The 16,139-nt window shown below is 55.1% G+C and carries 28 protein-coding genes; 1 reads left to right on the top strand and 27 read right to left on the bottom strand.

Annotation, left to right across the window (positions count from 1 at the left end; translation table 11 throughout):
• From OKC27_RS20905 to OKC27_RS21030, 26 genes are all read right to left on the bottom strand, one after another.
• The coding region (locus OKC27_RS20905; RefSeq protein ID WP_333563353.1) for a UPF0149 family protein at positions 1 to 835 on the bottom strand (835 nt) is incomplete at its 3' end.
• 1,319 nt (positions 836 to 2,154) lie between these two features.
• Positions 2,155 to 3,141 (bottom strand): DUF2860 family protein, encoded by a 987-nt coding sequence (locus OKC27_RS20910; RefSeq protein WP_182938617.1) that lies wholly within the window; start codon positions 3,139 to 3,141, stop codon positions 2,155 to 2,157.
• 459 nt (positions 3,142 to 3,600) lie between these two features.
• Entirely contained in the window at positions 3,601 to 3,864 is a 264-nt protein-coding gene (locus OKC27_RS20915) for a hypothetical protein (protein ID WP_024944997.1), read from the bottom strand.
• 254 nt (positions 3,865 to 4,118) lie between these two features.
• Positions 4,119 to 4,403 (bottom strand): hypothetical protein, encoded by a 285-nt coding sequence (locus OKC27_RS20920; protein ID WP_024944998.1) that lies wholly within the window; start codon positions 4,401 to 4,403, stop codon positions 4,119 to 4,121.
• A 4-nt stretch (positions 4,404 to 4,407) separates the two neighbouring features.
• Positions 4,408 to 4,596, bottom strand: a complete 189-nt coding sequence (locus OKC27_RS20925) for a hypothetical protein (protein WP_232093594.1) — start codon at positions 4,594 to 4,596, stop codon at positions 4,408 to 4,410.
• A gap of 25 nt (positions 4,597 to 4,621) precedes the next feature.
• Positions 4,622 to 5,188: a DUF2235 domain-containing protein gene (locus OKC27_RS20930; protein ID WP_051505337.1), complete on the bottom strand. Its 567-nt coding sequence runs from the start codon at positions 5,186 to 5,188 to the stop codon at positions 4,622 to 4,624.
• Positions 5,189 to 5,767 (bottom strand): DUF2235 domain-containing protein, encoded by a 579-nt coding sequence (locus tag OKC27_RS20935; protein ID WP_232093595.1) that lies wholly within the window; start codon positions 5,765 to 5,767, stop codon positions 5,189 to 5,191.
• A gap of 251 nt (positions 5,768 to 6,018) precedes the next feature.
• Positions 6,019 to 6,666, bottom strand: coding sequence for a hypothetical protein (locus OKC27_RS20940; RefSeq protein ID WP_024944999.1), 648 nt, complete (start codon positions 6,664 to 6,666; stop codon positions 6,019 to 6,021).
• A 220-nt stretch (positions 6,667 to 6,886) separates the two neighbouring features.
• Positions 6,887 to 7,273 carry a type IV toxin-antitoxin system YeeU family antitoxin gene (locus tag OKC27_RS20945; protein ID WP_024945000.1) on the bottom strand — a complete coding sequence of 129 codons (387 nt, stop codon included), beginning with the start codon at positions 7,271 to 7,273 and terminating at the stop codon, positions 6,887 to 6,889.
• A 2-nt stretch (positions 7,274 to 7,275) separates the two neighbouring features.
• Positions 7,276 to 7,590, bottom strand: coding sequence for a hypothetical protein (locus OKC27_RS20950; protein WP_024945001.1), 315 nt, complete (start codon positions 7,588 to 7,590; stop codon positions 7,276 to 7,278).
• A 142-nt stretch (positions 7,591 to 7,732) separates the two neighbouring features.
• Positions 7,733 to 8,029: a hypothetical protein gene (locus tag OKC27_RS20955; RefSeq protein WP_024945002.1), complete on the bottom strand. Its 297-nt coding sequence runs from the start codon at positions 8,027 to 8,029 to the stop codon at positions 7,733 to 7,735.
• Between the two features lie 32 nt (positions 8,030 to 8,061).
• Complete coding sequence (locus OKC27_RS20960) at positions 8,062 to 8,403, bottom strand: hypothetical protein (protein WP_024945003.1); 342 nt, start codon at positions 8,401 to 8,403, stop codon at positions 8,062 to 8,064.
• 1 nt (position 8,404) lies between these two features.
• Positions 8,405 to 8,947, bottom strand: coding sequence for a hypothetical protein (locus tag OKC27_RS20965; protein ID WP_024945004.1), 543 nt, complete (start codon positions 8,945 to 8,947; stop codon positions 8,405 to 8,407).
• A 28-nt stretch (positions 8,948 to 8,975) separates the two neighbouring features.
• Entirely contained in the window at positions 8,976 to 9,302 is a 327-nt protein-coding gene (locus OKC27_RS20970; protein WP_021229634.1) for a type IV toxin-antitoxin system YeeU family antitoxin, read from the bottom strand.
• Complete coding sequence (locus OKC27_RS20975) at positions 9,299 to 9,661, bottom strand: hypothetical protein (protein ID WP_024945005.1); 363 nt, start codon at positions 9,659 to 9,661, stop codon at positions 9,299 to 9,301. Before OKC27_RS20975 ends, OKC27_RS20970 begins: the two co-directional genes overlap by 4 nt.
• Entirely contained in the window at positions 9,658 to 9,873 is a 216-nt protein-coding gene (locus OKC27_RS20980; RefSeq protein ID WP_024945006.1) for a hypothetical protein, read from the bottom strand. The genes OKC27_RS20975 and OKC27_RS20980 overlap by 4 nt, the downstream gene beginning before the upstream one ends.
• Positions 9,873 to 10,379, bottom strand: a complete 507-nt coding sequence (locus OKC27_RS20985) for a hypothetical protein (RefSeq protein ID WP_024945007.1) — start codon at positions 10,377 to 10,379, stop codon at positions 9,873 to 9,875. The genes OKC27_RS20980 and OKC27_RS20985 overlap by 1 nt, the downstream gene beginning before the upstream one ends.
• A 162-nt stretch (positions 10,380 to 10,541) precedes the next feature.
• Complete coding sequence (locus tag OKC27_RS20990) at positions 10,542 to 10,880, bottom strand: hypothetical protein (protein WP_024945008.1); 339 nt, start codon at positions 10,878 to 10,880, stop codon at positions 10,542 to 10,544.
• A 24-nt stretch (positions 10,881 to 10,904) separates the two neighbouring features.
• Positions 10,905 to 11,096, bottom strand: coding sequence for a hypothetical protein (locus OKC27_RS20995; protein ID WP_024945009.1), 192 nt, complete (start codon positions 11,094 to 11,096; stop codon positions 10,905 to 10,907).
• On the bottom strand, positions 11,093 to 11,590 hold the full coding sequence (gene radC, locus OKC27_RS21000; RefSeq protein WP_024945010.1) for a RadC family protein: 498 nt from the start codon (positions 11,588 to 11,590) through the stop codon (positions 11,093 to 11,095). Before radC ends, OKC27_RS20995 begins: the two co-directional genes overlap by 4 nt.
• 90 nt (positions 11,591 to 11,680) lie before the next feature.
• Complete coding sequence (locus OKC27_RS21005; protein WP_024945011.1) at positions 11,681 to 11,983, bottom strand: hypothetical protein; 303 nt, start codon at positions 11,981 to 11,983, stop codon at positions 11,681 to 11,683.
• Complete coding sequence (locus OKC27_RS21010) at positions 11,958 to 12,386, bottom strand: hypothetical protein (RefSeq protein WP_219143001.1); 429 nt, start codon at positions 12,384 to 12,386, stop codon at positions 11,958 to 11,960. Before OKC27_RS21010 ends, OKC27_RS21005 begins: the two co-directional genes overlap by 26 nt.
• A gap of 10 nt (positions 12,387 to 12,396) precedes the next feature.
• Positions 12,397 to 12,822: a DUF2787 family protein gene (locus tag OKC27_RS21015; protein ID WP_024946093.1), complete on the bottom strand. Its 426-nt coding sequence runs from the start codon at positions 12,820 to 12,822 to the stop codon at positions 12,397 to 12,399.
• A 35-nt stretch (positions 12,823 to 12,857) separates the two neighbouring features.
• Positions 12,858 to 13,421, bottom strand: a complete 564-nt coding sequence (locus tag OKC27_RS21020; RefSeq protein WP_024946094.1) for a lecithin retinol acyltransferase family protein — start codon at positions 13,419 to 13,421, stop codon at positions 12,858 to 12,860.
• Positions 13,422 to 13,505: 84 nt separating this feature from the next.
• Positions 13,506 to 14,192, bottom strand: coding sequence for a hypothetical protein (locus OKC27_RS21025; protein WP_024946095.1), 687 nt, complete (start codon positions 14,190 to 14,192; stop codon positions 13,506 to 13,508).
• 17 nt (positions 14,193 to 14,209) lie between these two features.
• Positions 14,210 to 14,575, bottom strand: a complete 366-nt coding sequence (locus OKC27_RS21030; protein WP_024946096.1) for a hypothetical protein — start codon at positions 14,573 to 14,575, stop codon at positions 14,210 to 14,212.
• A 271-nt stretch (positions 14,576 to 14,846) separates the two neighbouring features.
• Here OKC27_RS21030 and OKC27_RS21035 point away from each other — a divergent pair, with 271 nt between their 5' ends.
• On the top strand, positions 14,847 to 15,191 hold the full coding sequence (locus tag OKC27_RS21035; RefSeq protein WP_270806663.1) for a helix-turn-helix domain-containing protein: 345 nt from the start codon (positions 14,847 to 14,849) through the stop codon (positions 15,189 to 15,191).
• A 138-nt stretch (positions 15,192 to 15,329) separates the two neighbouring features.
• Here the strand turns inward: OKC27_RS21035 and OKC27_RS21040 are convergent.
• A partial coding sequence (locus OKC27_RS21040) for a YagK/YfjJ domain-containing protein (protein ID WP_270806664.1) occupies positions 15,330 to 16,139 on the bottom strand: 810 nt, incomplete at its 5' end.

Genomic DNA, 16,139 nt, shown 5'->3' on the forward strand with positions numbered 1-16,139 from the left:
GGGCTTTAGTGGCTTGTTCTTGCAGGTGTTCATTGCTGAGCGCTTCGAGCGATGTAGGCATCTTCTCCAGCGGTTCAGCTATCATCGCCAGTGCGGCAGCTTCAGGTGCGGGCAGTGTGGGCCATGGCGCTAGCTCAAGACCTCCCAGGTAACCACCACACCAGTCGTGGATCAGAGGAACCCACTCACCGTGTCGTTCAAACTCCGGCGCCACTGGGAAATAGTCTTCAGGCGCATAGGTCAGGGTGGTCGCAATGTCGTTGCTGTGGCGCATCACCAGATCGATAAAGCGCTCCAGCTCAGCTTCGCTTTGCCACTCGGGTTGATCCTGCTCATCACCCCAGATCGCGTGGAGCCAGATGCTCGGCATAATGAGATGGGGGCCAGAGACCACCGCAGTTAAAAAGCCATCGAGCATCGACATGGAGATAATACTGTGGTCACTACCGTGGTGCTCAAGCAGTGTTTCCAGCTCATCCAATTCGTTGTTATCACTCGGGCTCTCAAACGGTGGCAAGCATGTTCCCCTGTCAGCGTGGTGTGCTTTATCGTTATCCGAGCTCGATGACATGCGTTCGTGCCTATGATCTCCTGCATTTAGACAACACAGCAAATTCTGCTCAATATTGGTCTTAAAACTGGCGGGGATGGCATCCCACACCAGCAGATCTACCCGAAAGGGCAAGCAGCTTTCCTCTAGCACCTCTCTGAGTGCTGATAGAGCAGGTTCTTGGTCCGGAGTGCTGAAAGTAATCAGGTCAAGGTCCGAATAAGGGAGGGCTGTTCCTTTGACCCGTGAACCAAACGCCCATGCTGGAAGTGAAGGAGATAACAGTCAATTAACTCCGCAAACTGGACCAGGCTTAGATCTACTTCGGCGATCGGCCCCATTGCGGTCGCTCATTTTTTGGTATAAGGCAATCGCATCAGTAATGAAGGTAGGGAAGAGAGCCAAGCACAAGGCGGCTTTCTCACCATCATTGTCGTGAGCGGTTCCAATACGGGCATCGCCATAGCGGGTCATGGCTCTACAGGAGAGAGAAACAGCAAGTTTTCACCAATAGGTTTGGGGCTATAGGGTTCTTCTGGAAAGCCTGGTTTGGTTATTAAGACGTGCAGCAAGAGTTTCCAAAGCGCTGAATCGTCGCTTCTGCGTTACTTTCTCTATCCAGAGACGTGAATTCTATGCGTTGCTGGCTATGACTGCGTGGGATTGGGCGTGATTAAGATGACAAATATCTTCTTGGGGCGAAGAACCTTGGTGTGTCAGCAAATCAAGAGCTTTGCCGGTGGCATTGCTCATATGTTTACAAATTTTCCTCTTCATTATTTATCTGAACAGTCGATTGGTTGGTAAATAGGTGATGTGAGTTCTGGCCATGAAATATTGATCTACCTATTGAATAAACTGTAGCGCATGCCAATACGGTCTTCGTTGGGTGCTTACTTTTAGTTGTGATAAAAAAGCCCCGCAGGGCTTTTGGATTAGTGTTCCGTTATCAGCTTGTATGGCAGGCATTACAGCAGTAGTAGCAACCGTTGATTTTGTTGTTTGGCCACTGAGCTTTCGCCGCAATAACCGCACCATGGCAAGAGTCATGGTAACCCAAGTCTATCCGGTTTTCCGGGTTTGGCATAAACGAGCAACCGCTGGTCGTGTTATGAATTTCATGATCGCCGTTTGACTGCGAATTTTTGTTGATTACGTAGTTAGGCACGTATGAATCTCCTGTTTTTAAGAAAAAATGCACGTTCTCTTGTAGGTGAACGCAACATGTTATATCAGGGACGCGTGACGGAATATCAACCTATAACTGACAAATAAGTACTAAATTACGAGGACTAAATCACACTTTTGGCAATGATCGTTTCTTGCAGGTTATTACTCAATGACTTTAGGTAGCACTCTACAGAGTGCCATCTCAGAAAAAGGGAAAGTAAAGTTAGCTAATTGTGGGCTCAAGCAGGGATCCAACGGTATTACTTAGGAACAGGAATGTGCCAAATTTGCCTCGGAAAGATAAAGGGATGGCCCAGCTTACCGGGCTATCTCATAAGGGCTCCTCACGTCTGGATATGATGTCCATTTTTCTAATTGATGGAAAATGGCCGTACCAAAAAGGGCGGCCATTTTCTTGTTGTGCACTGCTATTGTCAGAAATTGTAGAGCAGGCCAGTGCTGAATACGGTCGACTCGGTATCATAGAAACTAATCTCGGAGTCAGATTTGGCATAGCCAGCTGTCAACGTTGCTGAAAGGGGGGCAATCCCAAAGAGTCGATGCCAGAAGAAGGTGCCATTGACAGCAAATTCGTCCGAGTCAGCCTGCTGATTGAAGATAGGATTTGCCTCATCATATTTGGTCTGGCCCACATAGACGTTGCTGACAAACGACCACTGAGAAGCATGCTTGGCAAAGGTCAATTGCATAGCAGTGCTCTCGTAGCTCTTGGCGCTGCCATCGAGGTCCGCTTGCCGGTAGATAAATGCCGGTTCCAGAAGGTACCCAGGGGTGAAATGCCACTGGTAAGATAACTCCATTGCATGTATTTTCCCGTTGCGATCCAGCTTGGCTGCTGTCGCTGCATCAAATTGACTACCACTACGTTCTTCATCAACCTCGATGTTACGTGTGGTGAGGCTACCGTAGAAGTTACTCCCCCAGATCTTGTCCCAGGCAAACCGAACACCTTTGGATTTGATATCGGTGGATTGGCGCCCTACTCCGACGGCAAACGGATCGCTCCACTGTTCAATCGGCATCGCGTTGAACACCACGGAACCTGCCACGATCCCTTTATCACTCATCTCCTGACGAATACCCAGTTGCTGGGTGAAGTCGAAGCGAATGGCATCCTGGATCAGGTTCCCCAAAAAAACTTGGGTCCGGGTATCAGCGAAGGTGTAGCGAATGTCGGCATTGAACAGTGGTGAGAAGGTAGAGTTACTGTCGGCGTTACCTAAGCTATCAATGTGCTCTTTATTGTCATCACCACTATAAAAGTTGGATTTATAATTGAGCGTGTTGACGCCTCCCAGCAGGAAGCCAGACCAGCCTGACTCTTTGGGAATGTCTCCCAAGTCAGCATATGCATTAGCTGCTACTAGTAAACCCAAGCCAAGCAGGGTGGTGTTGCGCATCAGTTCACTCCAAATTAAAGATAGAAAGCAAAATTATACATTGATTAACCTTAATGGTTGCTGTTAATAAAACTCTACTTTTTGTCTTGAAACTGCTCCGAGAAGTCGAGCTGGCGCATGTCAAGCTCAAACAAATCGCCATGCAGCCGGATGGCTGGCGATCTTGACGATCCCTATTACCAAGACGATAGCGCGTGTGTTTGCCAGGGCGTATAAGGGGCTGGGCCTGGACAAGCAGGGGGGCAGCCGCGGTCGGGTCACTCCGCGCGGTAGGGGCCTGCTCAAGATCTGGCTGCTGACGGCTACAACGCCCTGCAGATCATGAAGGCTGGCCGCAGGTCGAGTGAGGTGATGGTGATGCGCTACTGCAGAGACATATTTGCCCATGAAGGGGCGATTGCCAAGCGCCGAGCTGGCCGCGTGTGACCATGAAGAAAGGCGCCGAACTGGCGCCCTTTGTTATTGCTCGCCGCTGCGCTTATCGAGAAATCGCCCGGATAGGTACAGCACAACCAGAAAGACATGGAAGGCAACGAACGGTACCCATGGCAGCCGAGACAGGTACAGGACTTGCTCAAACTCTGCCTGTGTTAGGTCGGCGCTGGGGAGAGATAGGCCATATGTCACGGTCAAGGCGCCGCATAGATAGGCATAGCCGAACGCGGCCTCCATTCCAACAACGGCGAGCGCAATGATGATCCTCTTAACGGTTTTTCGGTTCATACGCCCCTCCCAAAGACCCACCTACAGTGCCGCCAGCATAGCCGGTGGAGCTTCCCGCGTAGACTGCTGTTCCGGCTGAGCTGGCCATCGTCTGATCTTCTAAGCTCTCCTGTCCTGGCGCCCATCTCTTGGCGTTTGGCACCTATCCTTTCATCTGTCCGGTGACCTCTATCGCCCTCATGTCAGCAACATCGGCGCTGACTTGCTCCATATACCTCATCAGCGAGCCAGGAGAGTGACAGCCCAGCGAGCTCTCACTTATCTACACCTACCGCCGCGCTTGGCTTGCCCTCTTTTTTGCTGATAGTGACCTCTTCCCAGCGGTCCTCTGGGAGAGTCACTTTAAAGTCCGGGCTATCAACTAGCCTCCCTGGCGGTGTGTAATCGGGGTTTGGCTTGCCAAAAAGGACGCCAAATCCATGAGTCGGCTCACTGATCACCCGTTCCTCTGGCGGCTTACGGGGCTGTTTCTTCTCCTGGGTATCGCCACACGCTGCAAGTGCGAGGGGGAGGGCTAGGACAATGACTATTCGCTTCATAAGGTCACTTCCCTGGTGATTGCTGGTAGATGCGACGAACCCTACCAGGGGCGGGGGCGTTCACGTAGAGGGGGCCGAGCGGCGTCCAGTTATCGGAGCAGTGGACATACTCCGTCATCAGCATCTCGTTTTGCTCCTTGGACAGTTTGAGGTCACCGCCTCCATGCCACAGACCCAGGTACTGGTCGAACAAGAAGGCCAGCGCCCCGCGAACCGGCTCAGACAGGGGGGGGGAGCGGCGACCCGCTTTCCTGTGCTATTGTCTGCATAAGGTGGCCGGCGAGCAGCTGCAGTTCAGGTTTGACCGTGCGCGTCATGATCGCGTTGGCCACATAGCCCACCATTGGCGCGTCGCTCTTGGATACGACGGAGAAAGAGCTGATGGTCGGTTTTATCTGGCTGCTGTCTTTCGCATATCCCTTGTATAGGGGGATAGCTTCCTCCTGGAGCCTGGCGTTGGCTGCAGCCTGGAATCTCTTATAGGCTGCGTCATCACCAAATTTCAGGATGGCATCATAGGGGCGCATGATTGGCGTCTTCTCAACTTGGTCCAGATACCCGCCGCCAACGTCGCTATGAGTACCGAATAGCGGGAGTTCCGTGTGGTCTGGCTGTACGGAGTTAAGCGCAAAATTGAGCCGGTACTCGTCCTTGGCGGCGAGCTGGACTACCTTCTCCGCGGCCCCGGGAGCAATGTAGAGGCGAACTGGTGCATTGTCGTCATTGCTGGTGTCCAGGCCTATGGCTGCCCCGGTATCGAAGAGGCCAACGAATGCGACGCGCACCTAGCGCCCCAGGTTCGATTCCAGAAGAATGTTCACGAAATGTCGCGCAGCTGCAGCGCCCCGGCTAAAGCCGAAGACATCCACAGCTACTGGGCCAGCGGGGAGGCTGGCGATCATGGTGCTGATCTTGGAGAGGCCTTCCTCTGACCTGGCTATGACGCCAGTTGCGCCGATCCCCAGGGCCATATCGAGCTTCGTGTCAGCCTTGCCGGCAGCAGTACCGATCCCCTCGATGTAGATTGCTGAGCCGGTATAGGCTTGATGCAGCCGGGCAATGTTGGTTGGGCCGCCGTCGTATGAAGATTCAGTCCCTATCAGCTTCTCTATGGATTTGCAGGCCGCTTCGCTTGCCTCTTCACACTGCTCCCTGAGTTGGCTGTTGTACCGGTTGTTCTGGGTGCCATCAAAGAAGATGCCGATCCGATGTTCCGCGGGGTCAACCAGGGGGACAAGAGGGGTCGCCGGCGAACTGGCGGGGTTTGGCGCAGGTAGCTCTACTGGGGCGCTTGCTGCTCTCGCCCAGGGCCCTTGATTGTCGCCGACGGTCGTCCCCTGGGCGGGGATTATCGTGTTGCTCATGGGTGGGCAGCCGCAAGAGACATAATCGCCCTGCAGCGCTAACGGCCCGCCAGTGCTGGTTGGGTCGCCTTTCCTTGCCACATTTCTCATTGAATATCTCCATGCTGGGAGGAGATACAATACGTCACATGAAGCCAACCGAGGCTGAATGAGGTTGAATTGTGAGCTTTATGCGTCTGTTTCAGGCGCCTAGCGGGGAAAATAAGAGGGGCTGCACTGATTGGCGGCCCCTCTTTATGGTTGCTAGAGGTCTATAGTGCTGAGATCTCTACGGGGTATGGCAATGGCTTGCAGGAGATGATGGCCAGCTGCCATTCGTGCCCGCCTGTATTCCCCCATATCGTATCTGATAGGGAGTTCAGCGCGTCCTGAGAAAGGATCTGGTGCAGCTCCGCCTTGAGCACTTCATAGTGATAGACGTAGAGGCCGCGATACAGCGCCTCTGACATGCGAGCCTTCCAGAAGTGCATACCTTCGCCGGTCTGGAGGTTGTCGCTCAGGATCACATCGTAGCGCTTCAAGATGTAGCCGAAGAACACCGCGGTTGGCAGGTCACGCAGCACCGCCTTGTGTTGGAAGTCGGTGGAGCGCCACACGCGCTGTTGCGTGGCCGGTCGGCACTTGAGGTCTTTGTAGTGAACGATGATCACCTGGTTGTAGTAGACAACCTGCTTGAGGTGGTCATTTACCAGGGCAATCTCGAACTTCTCTTTGTCTAGTCGGGTTGTCACGCAGATCAGGCGGTATCCCGGCGTCAGAGGCAGCCCCAGCTCACCGGCAATATCCTGAACGTGACCATGCCCCACCAAGGCATGGTAGATAGCCTCGTTGGTTGCGGTCACTTCAAGGTCATGGAATGTTTCAATGACCTTGTTGGCGTCTAGGAGAAGTTGCGGCATAGAGTCCCGTACTAGATTGCTCATATTTGATTCACGCCTACTCTACCACCCGAAACGGGGCTGTTCCATAAGAATAGCACCAGAGTGCCGCCTACAGGCCAGTAGCATGACTGGGGAACAGCTCAGTGAGTTATAGCGTATGAGGGGATAGAGAAAGTTGGCGTATCCTGCTGATTGATCCCGACAAGAATCTCAACTAACAGCGCTGATAAGTCATTTATTAGGCGTCCGTGCTCTGTGCAGCGTAAATCGCGATATAGACATACCCCTGGCTGCCCAAGGTATCGGCTTCGCAGGTAAAGCCGCTGTGATGGACGGTGATACGTTGCTGACAGCGGGCATCCAGCTCGCCGGTCAGCAGTTTGCTTTCCAGTTCCTTGATGATGGCCGGGAAGGCGGCTTCAAGCCGGTTTATTGCCTCCTCTGCCCATTCGCCAATCAATGAGGCTCGGTCAGACAAAAAGTGCAGTCGGTGATGCTCCTGAATAAGACGAGCACCAAAGCGCGGCGTCACGGTATGGGGCAAGCCCCACTGCGCAAAAATCTGGGTGGGTTGCTCTGGCACTGCAGGATGCGGCTTATTGGTGTTGGTAGTAGTCGTGGTCATGATTAGCGATACCTCAATTGGGTGTGGATGATAGTGCCTGGCACGTTGTGGCGCTGGCGTAGTCTGGCCAGGTGCTCGGGGAGGTCTGTCAGGCTTGTCAGTCGCCCTAGGTAGAGCCGGGAGAGATTGACGTAGTCAGGGTGACTTACGGTGATGGTCACCTGATGCCCTGGCTGCCAACGCCTAAACAGGCGGGCTTTGGCCTCTTTGATGGTGGTGATACCGGGGGCTGGTAACGTCTGCCGGTTGCGCAGATGCAGTTTGTTTAGCTCGGGGGCATAGCGATGCACCTCAAGTCCAGTGATAAGACGGGTCATGTTCAGTGACTCCAATGATGCAAAGGGCCAGCCTGTGAGGGCTGGCCCTTTATGCTGTTTGTGGATAAGCGGTGCTGGGCTGTCGTGTCTGTTGGTGCCGAGGCTACAGAAAGCTGCCGGGCCGCAGTGGCAGACGCAGTGGCTAGTCGTTGTAAAACAGGATGTAGCTCACCCCGGCTTGCGTTGCTGCTGCGAGCAAGGGCTGTAACGTTGGCGGGTAGGCATCGAGCTCCAAGGCCAGGTTCAACATATATTCGTAGGCGGAGTCATCCTTCACACCGACATGTTCATGGGAGGCCATACGCTTGACCCATTGCCATTCTGGTACCAGGTCTGCGTCATCGTAATCGCCCACGATGGTGCTCATGGCGACATCCAGCATTTTCATCACTGTATAGCCGACCTGTAGGGCAGGCATTGTTGGTAGGGTGTTGGTCATTGCATCGCTCCTTGTTGTCGTCTGGGCGGTGGTTACTGTTGATTGATAACCTGCTTGCAATTGAGACGGTCTAGCAGGTGTTGCGAGCCGTACTGGGCCACCAGTCGGTCTATGGCCATCCGGGCGCAGTCTGTTCTGCTGGGCTTATTCTCGGGGATTGCGTAACGAGCGGTGAGCCAGCCGCCGAGCAGCGCGATGCGATAGCCGCTCGGGATATGGGTGAGCGACGTCCCTATCCCCCTCCCGTGAATGAGGAAGGGCACAGCCTGGCCGCCGATGTCGATATCCATGCGCTGGCCCTTGAGCTCAAAGGTGGTGAGCTCGCCAGTTTGCGGATGTTTGCCGGGTACCTTGATGGTGATGTTTTTTGCCATCTCACACCTCCGGTTTGGCTTCAAAGTGGCAGGTTACAATGCCCGCTTCCGGGTCGATGCTGATAAACGCCGGGGCTTGCGGGTGGTACTGGTAGAGCCGCGCCAGTTCGGCACGAAACGCCTCGACGTTCGGTGCAATCACATGACTGGTATCCCCTTCTGCGTAGGTCAAGGTCTCCAGCTTCTCGGTGTTAATCCAGATGCCGAAGTACCAAGCGTCTTCCTCGGTATCGTATTGTTGCCAGCCCTGGGCCAGCAGCGTCCGGTCGTAGTAGTAACGGTCTGCCTGATGGCTGCCACGGTCGATGCGGCAACCCGTCACGGTGAGCTCAAGCGGGATACGCCCTACCTTCAGAGCCTTCTTGACCCGGCGCAATGTGTGCCGTGCCTTGGCCTTCTCTTTGCGCGGGTCGTAGGGGTTCAGCTTGCTGCCCACGTAGTTGAGGATCCCCTCGGCATTGGCGGCTGCATTGTGCGTCAGCGTGTGCAGCAGGGTGGTGACGTCACGGTGGGCCAGTGTGCCCACGTGATAGAACTTGTTCATGATACTTCTCCTTGAAACAAACACCCCGCTAGTTAGCGGGGTGGTAGATGTCGAGGTAGAGGTAGCCGTAGCTGCGCCTCGGACTGGCTTCACACACCCAGCCCTTGTGTTCAAGGCGAAACACCTCGTCCATGTCGGTGCATATCTGGTATGCCTTGGCCATTTTGGTTAACTCACGCAGGAAGTGCGGCAGCACTGTGTCGCACTCGGCCCGCCACGCCTCGTCTGGCTCGCCGTACATACCGGCACGGTCGCCCAGGAAATCAACATAACCACGTTGCAGAATGGCTCGAGCCCCCAGCTTGGGCAGGTTCGGGGTACCCAGTCCCCATGTCATGTGTTCGAAGATGCTCATGTGTGGCTGCTCCAGTTTGGGTTGTCGTTGGTGCCGTGGTTGAAGTAGGCACCCACAATGGTGCGTCTCCACTCCCCAACGGGATAGCCGAGGTCGTTGCACTCACGCTCCCACCACGCAAAGTTAATCTCGCGGGGCAGGTTGTCCACCATGTCCAGTGGACTCGCGAACAGCGAGGTCTTGTGCATCGTTGGCATGGGCTTGATCTTGTCGGGGCCAGTGCGCTTGCCGGTCTCGTCATAGTCGTGAGCCCACTTCGGGAAGGTGAGCTGATAGGTAATGAGCCTATGCAAATCGCCATGTGCACTCATGGCCTGAGCGACTGCGACCTGAGTGAAGCTATCGTTGAATTCGATCATGGTTGTTTCTCCCTTTCTGCAGGTAAACGGTAAGCCGCTGCCAGCTGCGCAAATTGTTCGACCAGGTAACTGATGCTGATGCCCAGTTCATCGCTGACCCCATCCCCTAGACGGTGATGCAGGTGTGCCATGTCATCGGCGATACGCTGGGCTATCTGGGCGGTTGAGCTCGGTGGTGAGCTTGTCACTGTCAGGGTGATGGAAAGGTTCATTACATCTCTCCCCAGGGGGCTTGCTCCCACAGTGACAGCCGGGTCAGCACGTCTTGCGCCAGCGCTTGCTGCAACTGCTGTAGTACCTTCACTAGCCGGGGTGCCTGCTCGGGACTCCCACTCCATTCACTCGACTGGTACAGGGCGCAGCAGGTGAATTTGTAGAGGGCAACCAGTTCGGCATCGGTGAGTGATGCCTGATTGTAACGGTGGGCTGGTTTAAGCGGTCCCTGCTTGGTCGAGCGGTGCTGGCGTGGTTCTTTTTGCTCCTGCTGACGCCCCAGCTGATAGCGATGCCAGACAGCCCGCCGATTGGCGAGCATCATCAGCCGTACCAGCCGGTCTACCCGCCACGTCCAGGTACTGGTCGTGTCTGCTGGCGGGAACCACCAGAGGGTGCGCAGCAGCTCAAGGGTGTAGTGCGGTGGCATGGGGGCATTGCAAAAGCGGTGCAACTGAACGGCAAAGGCCAGGTAGTCCTTGCGGTCGATCATGAAGGCAGACATGGGCATGGTTCCTTAAAATGCAAAAGGCCACCTTCGGTGAGGTGGTCTTGGGGTAATGTCGGGATATCCGGATCATGGTGTGGGACCTGATGATCCTGGTTTGATGATTCGGGTGATCGGGTGGAAACGTGATCTGCATGTTATTGGGCGATCGACGGTTCGTTATTGGTGATCCTGGAGTGTGTCGGGGAGAGCCGCATCAAACAGGATGGTGTAGAGCGCACAATCAATGCCGTTGACGGCGTCGTGGTGCGGGTAATAGGGCGGTGCGTCTCGGGAGCGTTCGACGTAGTCGCCAAAGCAGCTGAGACACTCGCGTATCTCGATGGTGGATCCCCGCAGCAAGGTCTCTTCAAACTGCTTGGCATAGGCCTCGTCATCACGAGCCTTGGTGACGGCCTTCTCCAGCAACGTCAGTGCATCTTCGTTGCTGGCGACTGTCAGGCCATGGCGCAGCTTCTCGAGGGTTTCCTCAAGGGTATAGGGGTTAGGTAATCGCATGGTGTTTGTCTCTTCTTGGCGCGACTAATGGCGTAGCTGATAGAGCAACGCATCAATGGCCTCGATACAGTCGGCCTGGGTGAGCAGGTAGCCGTTAGGCAGGTGAGCCACGATGGTGGGCTCTGCCTGCATCTCGACGTTGTCAGCCAGCCAACAGCGCAACTCGATGAGGATATCGATGTTGGTGAGGTGTGTTTTACCGGGGATGGGGTTCATAGCAGGTCCCTCTCTTTAAGGGAGACCACGCCCTCAGCGCCGACCACCAGATGGTCGAGCAACCGGACATCGACCAGGGCCAAGGCCTCTTTGAGGGCTTGGGTAAAGACCCGGTCAGATTGGCTGGGTTCTGGGTCACCGCTGGGGTGATTGTGCACCGCGATGATGGCCCCACAGTTGAGTAGTAGGGCACGCTTGACCACTTCCCGTGGGTAGATGCTGGCGCTGTCGAGGGTGCCACGAAACAGCTCTTCAAAGGCTAAGACACGATGCTGGGAGTCGAGGAACAGTGCGCCAAACACTTCATGCTCCCGGTCTTGTAGCAGGGTTTGCAGCCGCTCGGCGGCCTCGGTAGTACTGGTGATGGCGGTACCTTTGGCCAGACGCTTGCGGGCAATCTGATTGGCGATGCGCAGCAGGTCTTGCTCGGTCACCGGTTCGGTGACGACATAAGTGCCGGGGCATTCCCCGGCTTTGAGTTTGTGGTAACGCATAGTGGAATTCTCCAAATAAACAAAACCCCGGCAGCGCGAGGCATACCGGGGCTAAATGCAGAGGTGTTGTTGGTTCAATTTGAGGGTAGTTCAGTGGGCCGTAGTGGTGACGCCTTCCCTGGTGGTGGGTTCCTGCTTAATCGGCATTAGTGGTCCGGGGACCAGCACGGTGAGCGGGATGGCCAGCGCCAGGCTCAAGCGTTCGGCCAGTACGTAAGCTGGACCTATGGTGTCGTAGTCAGCAACCCAGGTGGCCAGGGCAAGGCCACTGGCCTCTGCCGCCCGCAGGTAGACGCTGTAGCCCTGAACCGTCAGGCTACTGTCACGCACCACCTGCGTTTCCCCCTCTCGGTTGATGGCTTCTAGCTCAACGGCTATCGGATGTTTGGGCATCGCGAGCCTCCTCTTGGGGTAAGGGGTCACTCTCCACACGATAACCGTGATGAGTACAGGTGCGCTGCAGATCAGCCAGGAAACTTGCCAACACTCGGGGTTGCTCGCTGAGAGAAACCGGTCCTGCTTGGCTGCGCCAGAAACAACGACGCTTAGGGTCCACGCAGATTTCATCCACGGTCTGGCTCATGGTGTGCCAATCCTCGGCATTGGTGAGGGAGATCAGTTGCCACTGCACGCCAGACCAGCACAGATGCAGCGTCACGGTGCGGGCATGGGGGTTATCAGGAGTGAGGTGTAGTAACCAGCACTGGCCACTGTGGCTCGGTTGTATCTTGGCCTTGCCTGCGACCAGCCCCAGCCACAGGCGCGAGGTGTGGGAGAGCGGCAGTTCGTTAGTCATCACACACCTCCTACTCCCCGCTGACCGTGACAGTGAAATATCCTAACTGGGCGTAGCTAATGAAATTGCGCTGCCATAGGGCGAACAGCTCCCGCGCTTCCTCGTCGGGCAGTGGTCCCCAGCCCAGCAGATAGTGCTCGTCACAGGAGAGGTTGAAGTCGAGCTCCTTGCAGAGCTCGGCATCCTGGCCTAGCCCCTGGTAACTGAAGTCGGTGATGTAATCGAAGACCCAGCCGTGCAATCCCCGAATAAGCCGCAGTTCTACCGGATGGACGCCACCCGTTTCAGCGCTGTAGCCGGGGCTGCGAAAGTTGAAGGTCAGGGTCGAGAGGTCGGTGAGGTCGAGCTGTTGTGCCCGCACGACGCTGCGCAGCAAGTCAGGTAATTCGGGTGAAATCGGCAGGGCCATCCCTGCCAACTGAAATGGCATGGTCATCATGGTGTGTCCTTTCGTATCGAATGTGAGACGCGTTAATCCCTGAACCAGCGCCAGGCGCGGTAGAGGCTGTAGGTGGCGGCCAAGGGCGCCGCCAGCGAGGTGACCGAGCTCCCCAGCAACGCCCCGACTGCCGCGGTCACCACGGTCGTTGCTGACGGGTTCAGTACCGTGCTGGTGGCCCTGCCTGGCAGGGCTGCTAGGGTCGGCTGATGTGCCACGCTGCGAAGTGCCTGATGTGCGATACACCCCGTGGCAATCAGCTGATTAATCTGCTTGCTGTAGTGAAAGCCCTCGATGCACCAGAGCACGAAGTGCTCGCAGTTGTTAAAGAGCGTGCTGTAGTGCGCCTCCCCAAGACGGGAGTAAGCGCGGTCGATACTCTCCTCCCGATTGAAAGCTCGTGCGCTATGGTGCTGGATGCGATAGCCCCTCCCTTGGCTAAACTCGGCAAGCGTGGTGATAGCTATCTGACCGGACTGTGTTCCGGCACTGACCCCCTGGTAGTGGATGACCAGATGGTCCCCCAGATAGAGACCGTGGTGCTGGTAACCGGTGCGGGGGGAAACGAGGTGGTCCCCTGATTGTGGTAATGGCATGAACCGTTCCTTAAATAACATGCGGCATAAAACAGAGGGCACCCGAAGGTGCCCTGAAGGTGGTGAATGTGTGGTGGCTGGTGGTCAGGACTGCTTGCGCAGCGTCAAGCTGTTGGTATCCCATACCCAGCGCTGACGAGGATTGCCGGGCAGGTCGAGGATGAAACCGTTGGGTTCGGGGGTCAGCTTGCCTTCATCGCTGCAGGTACCAAAGGGTTGTGAAAGCATGGTCAGCGCCCCCGTCTGGGCGACAGCCAACTGGTAGAGCACCGGGCATGCCACACCGCCACTGTGCAGCTCAAACAAGACCGCCTGCCCGTTGGCCAGCGGCAATCGGTGCGTGAGCGTGATGGCGTCATATTCATCGGTGCGCAGCAGCACCTCATCCCCATACCGGAGCTCGATGTTGTCATCACCATTTTTCACGATGGTAAATGATGTGGTACTTGATGCAGCTGACGCAGGTGCAAAGGAGGGCTCGAAGTAACGACTGCCATCTGAATAGGTGAGCATAAAACCGTTCAGGGCAACCGGCTGGCTGACCCTGGGTATGAGCCTTGGCTCATCTTCATCCAGCGGCATCAGCATGATGCGTTCCCCTTTCGAGGTCTCTATCCAAAACTGCATGCTGGCGAAATTGAGGGTGCCTTCAACGTTGGCCGGTACCCGTTTAGTGACCGTTGGCACCGTGAATTCAGGCGCAGCCCAGGCCGGTAAGGCAAGCAACATTAACCATGTGCACCACAGTGCCAGTTTGATCTTTTCTGTCATGTCACTCTCCAGACGACTTATTCAATGGTGTAAGAGGCATCGCCCAGATTGGTGAAGAGGGTGACCTCCCTCAATCGGCACGGCTCGGTCATGACCAGCCGCCAGCTTTCGGTGTAATTGAGCTTGAGTGGGAAATAGGTTCCTCCCACCGACCCCATCAAGTCACTGCGCAGCATCACCCGGCATTTACTCTTGCCGCCATTGATCAGCACTTTTTGAATGGTGACTTGATCGTTGAGCGAGGTGACGACTATCTGAGGCCGCCCAATAGCGGTGTACTCCACTTCCAGAGTGAATTCTGGGCCATCGGCAGACTCTGCATTGCAGGCACTCAGTGATAGGCCACAGGCCAGCAGCAAGGGATAAAGCAGTGTGCGATTCATGATCTCTCCTTAATAAAAATGGCAAAGGGATGCCTGACCGACGAGGCGAGCCTGTCGGGCTAACGGGTGTAAACGTAATGGGTTAATGGTGGTGCAGGCTGATAGCCAAATGCCACCAAGGGGATGGGTTGAGGTTAGGTCGTGTCGAACTCCTTTCGATGTTGGGGTGACTATTTCAATGAATTAGATCTAATGGGGTGATCCTCATCGCAAAGGGTCCTTAATGTCAATAAAAGTCCATAGTCAACTATAAGGGTTGACTGGAGGACTTATGGAAAACATCAACTCTGAAGCGCTGGCCAAGAGCGTGGGCAAAGCGATTGGACGCCAACGCCAGCAGGCGGGGCTGACTCAGGAGCAAGTGGCTGAGCACTTAAAGATAGGGATGGAAGCCGTCTCCCGAATGGAGCGAGGTCTCGTGGTGCCGACCGTCGTGCGGCTCGCAGAGTTGGCTCAGCTGTTTGGCTGTGAGCTTGCAGACTTCCTGCGTGAGACCAGCAACCGCCCCACCGAACAAGGCATTGTGCTCAGCCAACAGTTGGCTAAGCTCGATACAGAGGACAGAGCGCTGGTGCTGGAGGTGGTAGATAAGCTGGTGGCACGATTGGCGCCTTAACAGCTCGCAGTGCGCATCTGTGACTGACTGACACCCGATGCCAGGGTCAATAACTTGGGAGGCCGTAATGGCGCTCCCAAGCAGCTTCACAGCGATATCTGTTTACTCTCCCTTGATAATATCTATCTGAGTTCCTTTTCAATCAGACCGACAGAACAATAACCTAGGTCTGCCAAGGCGAGGTTGGCGTGATGGTCTCTCCATACGCCCGAAGGTCCGACGACCAGCTGGCAATACCGCCAATATTTGCGTATCCAGCTTGGTCAGATAACTCAGCGCATTAATCAGGTTTATGCGCTTGGTTGTATCGCTGTAGTGCACCATCCCCACCCCATCAGTTCCCCGTCGTTGATATTCTTCCCGCCTGATTTGGCAGTTGAAATAGCTCCCGTTATTGTCGGACATATCTTCCCATACCTCTCCCAGCGCAATACCCAGCGAGATATCTTGTTGGTGTACAGCACCATTAAAAATGAACGTAATGTGGGTATGGAAACGTCTATCAACACCGAACTCCAGTTTCCAGATATAGCCTAACAGAGCGGGATATTTGTTCTGTACTCGACGAAGGTAACAATTCCGGTCATTCGTCACGAGGTCTAACGTTAACTGGTCGTAATAGGCTTCGCGATATCCGATATCCAATCGGATGACTAATAGTTTGGCATGCTGGTCGAATAGGCTATTAACATACGTCGCTATACTGAGCTGATTGCGGCTCTCAACGCGTTCAAGATTCTTGAGGCGCTTACGGTGCGTCTGACTATTACACTCTCTGAGAAACGCATACAGCGTCTTATTGATATCCCTAGCTAATTCATTGCCTTCATCACTATCGAGATATCTCTCATGGATGAGGTGCAATCCAAACACCTCTCGCATATGCGTTAGGAATAGCGCTACCGTTGGATGCGCTGACGATACCTCCTCATGACAATAAAAATAATC

Origin of the sequence: Aeromonas sp. QDB62 (assembly GCF_027705695.1) — a bacterium.
Lineage (GTDB): Bacteria > Pseudomonadota > Gammaproteobacteria > Enterobacterales > Aeromonadaceae > Aeromonas > Aeromonas allosaccharophila.

Excerpts from the sequence above, each read along its gene's own strand:
- OKC27_RS21010 (WP_219143001.1), bottom strand. The coding sequence starts at position 12,386 with ATGACTAACGAACTGCCGCTCTCCCACACCTCGCGCCTGTGGCTGGGG.
- OKC27_RS20990 (WP_024945008.1), bottom strand. The coding sequence starts at position 10,880 with ATGCGATTACCTAACCCCTATACCCTTGAGGAAACCCTCGAGAAGCTG.
- OKC27_RS20965 (WP_024945004.1), bottom strand. The coding sequence starts at position 8,947 with ATGAACAAGTTCTATCACGTGGGCACACTGGCCCACCGTGACGTCACC.
- OKC27_RS20980 (WP_024945006.1), bottom strand. The coding sequence starts at position 9,873 with ATGAACCTTTCCATCACCCTGACAGTGACAAGCTCACCACCGAGCTCA.
- OKC27_RS21035 (WP_270806663.1), top strand. The coding sequence starts at position 14,847 with ATGGAAAACATCAACTCTGAAGCGCTGGCCAAGAGCGTGGGCAAAGCG.
- OKC27_RS21020 (WP_024946094.1), bottom strand. The coding sequence starts at position 13,421 with ATGCCATTACCACAATCAGGGGACCACCTCGTTTCCCCCCGCACCGGT.
- OKC27_RS20955 (WP_024945002.1), bottom strand. The coding sequence starts at position 8,029 with ATGACCAACACCCTACCAACAATGCCTGCCCTACAGGTCGGCTATACA.
- OKC27_RS20935 (WP_232093595.1), bottom strand. The coding sequence starts at position 5,767 with ATGAGCAACACGATAATCCCCGCCCAGGGGACGACCGTCGGCGACAAT.
- OKC27_RS20985 (WP_024945007.1), bottom strand. The coding sequence starts at position 10,379 with ATGTCTGCCTTCATGATCGACCGCAAGGACTACCTGGCCTTTGCCGTT.
- OKC27_RS20970 (WP_021229634.1), bottom strand. The coding sequence starts at position 9,302 with ATGAGCATCTTCGAACACATGACATGGGGACTGGGTACCCCGAACCTG.
- OKC27_RS20960 (WP_024945003.1), bottom strand. The coding sequence starts at position 8,403 with ATGGCAAAAAACATCACCATCAAGGTACCCGGCAAACATCCGCAAACT.
- OKC27_RS20995 (WP_024945009.1), bottom strand. The coding sequence starts at position 11,096 with ATGAACCCCATCCCCGGTAAAACACACCTCACCAACATCGATATCCTC.
- OKC27_RS21005 (WP_024945011.1), bottom strand. The coding sequence starts at position 11,983 with ATGCCCAAACATCCGATAGCCGTTGAGCTAGAAGCCATCAACCGAGAG.
- OKC27_RS20975 (WP_024945005.1), bottom strand. The coding sequence starts at position 9,661 with ATGATCGAATTCAACGATAGCTTCACTCAGGTCGCAGTCGCTCAGGCC.
- OKC27_RS20910 (WP_182938617.1), bottom strand. The coding sequence starts at position 3,141 with ATGCGCAACACCACCCTGCTTGGCTTGGGTTTACTAGTAGCAGCTAAT.
- OKC27_RS20945 (WP_024945000.1), bottom strand. The coding sequence starts at position 7,273 with ATGACCACGACTACTACCAACACCAATAAGCCGCATCCTGCAGTGCCA.
- OKC27_RS20940 (WP_024944999.1), bottom strand. The coding sequence starts at position 6,666 with ATGCCGCAACTTCTCCTAGACGCCAACAAGGTCATTGAAACATTCCAT.
- OKC27_RS20915 (WP_024944997.1), bottom strand. The coding sequence starts at position 3,864 with ATGAACCGAAAAACCGTTAAGAGGATCATCATTGCGCTCGCCGTTGTT.
- OKC27_RS21025 (WP_024946095.1), bottom strand. The coding sequence starts at position 14,192 with ATGACAGAAAAGATCAAACTGGCACTGTGGTGCACATGGTTAATGTTG.
- OKC27_RS21015 (WP_024946093.1), bottom strand. The coding sequence starts at position 12,822 with ATGACCATGCCATTTCAGTTGGCAGGGATGGCCCTGCCGATTTCACCC.
- radC (WP_024945010.1), bottom strand. The coding sequence starts at position 11,590 with ATGCGTTACCACAAACTCAAAGCCGGGGAATGCCCCGGCACTTATGTC.
- OKC27_RS21030 (WP_024946096.1), bottom strand. The coding sequence starts at position 14,575 with ATGAATCGCACACTGCTTTATCCCTTGCTGCTGGCCTGTGGCCTATCA.
- OKC27_RS20950 (WP_024945001.1), bottom strand. The coding sequence starts at position 7,590 with ATGACCCGTCTTATCACTGGACTTGAGGTGCATCGCTATGCCCCCGAG.
- OKC27_RS20920 (WP_024944998.1), bottom strand. The coding sequence starts at position 4,403 with ATGAAGCGAATAGTCATTGTCCTAGCCCTCCCCCTCGCACTTGCAGCG.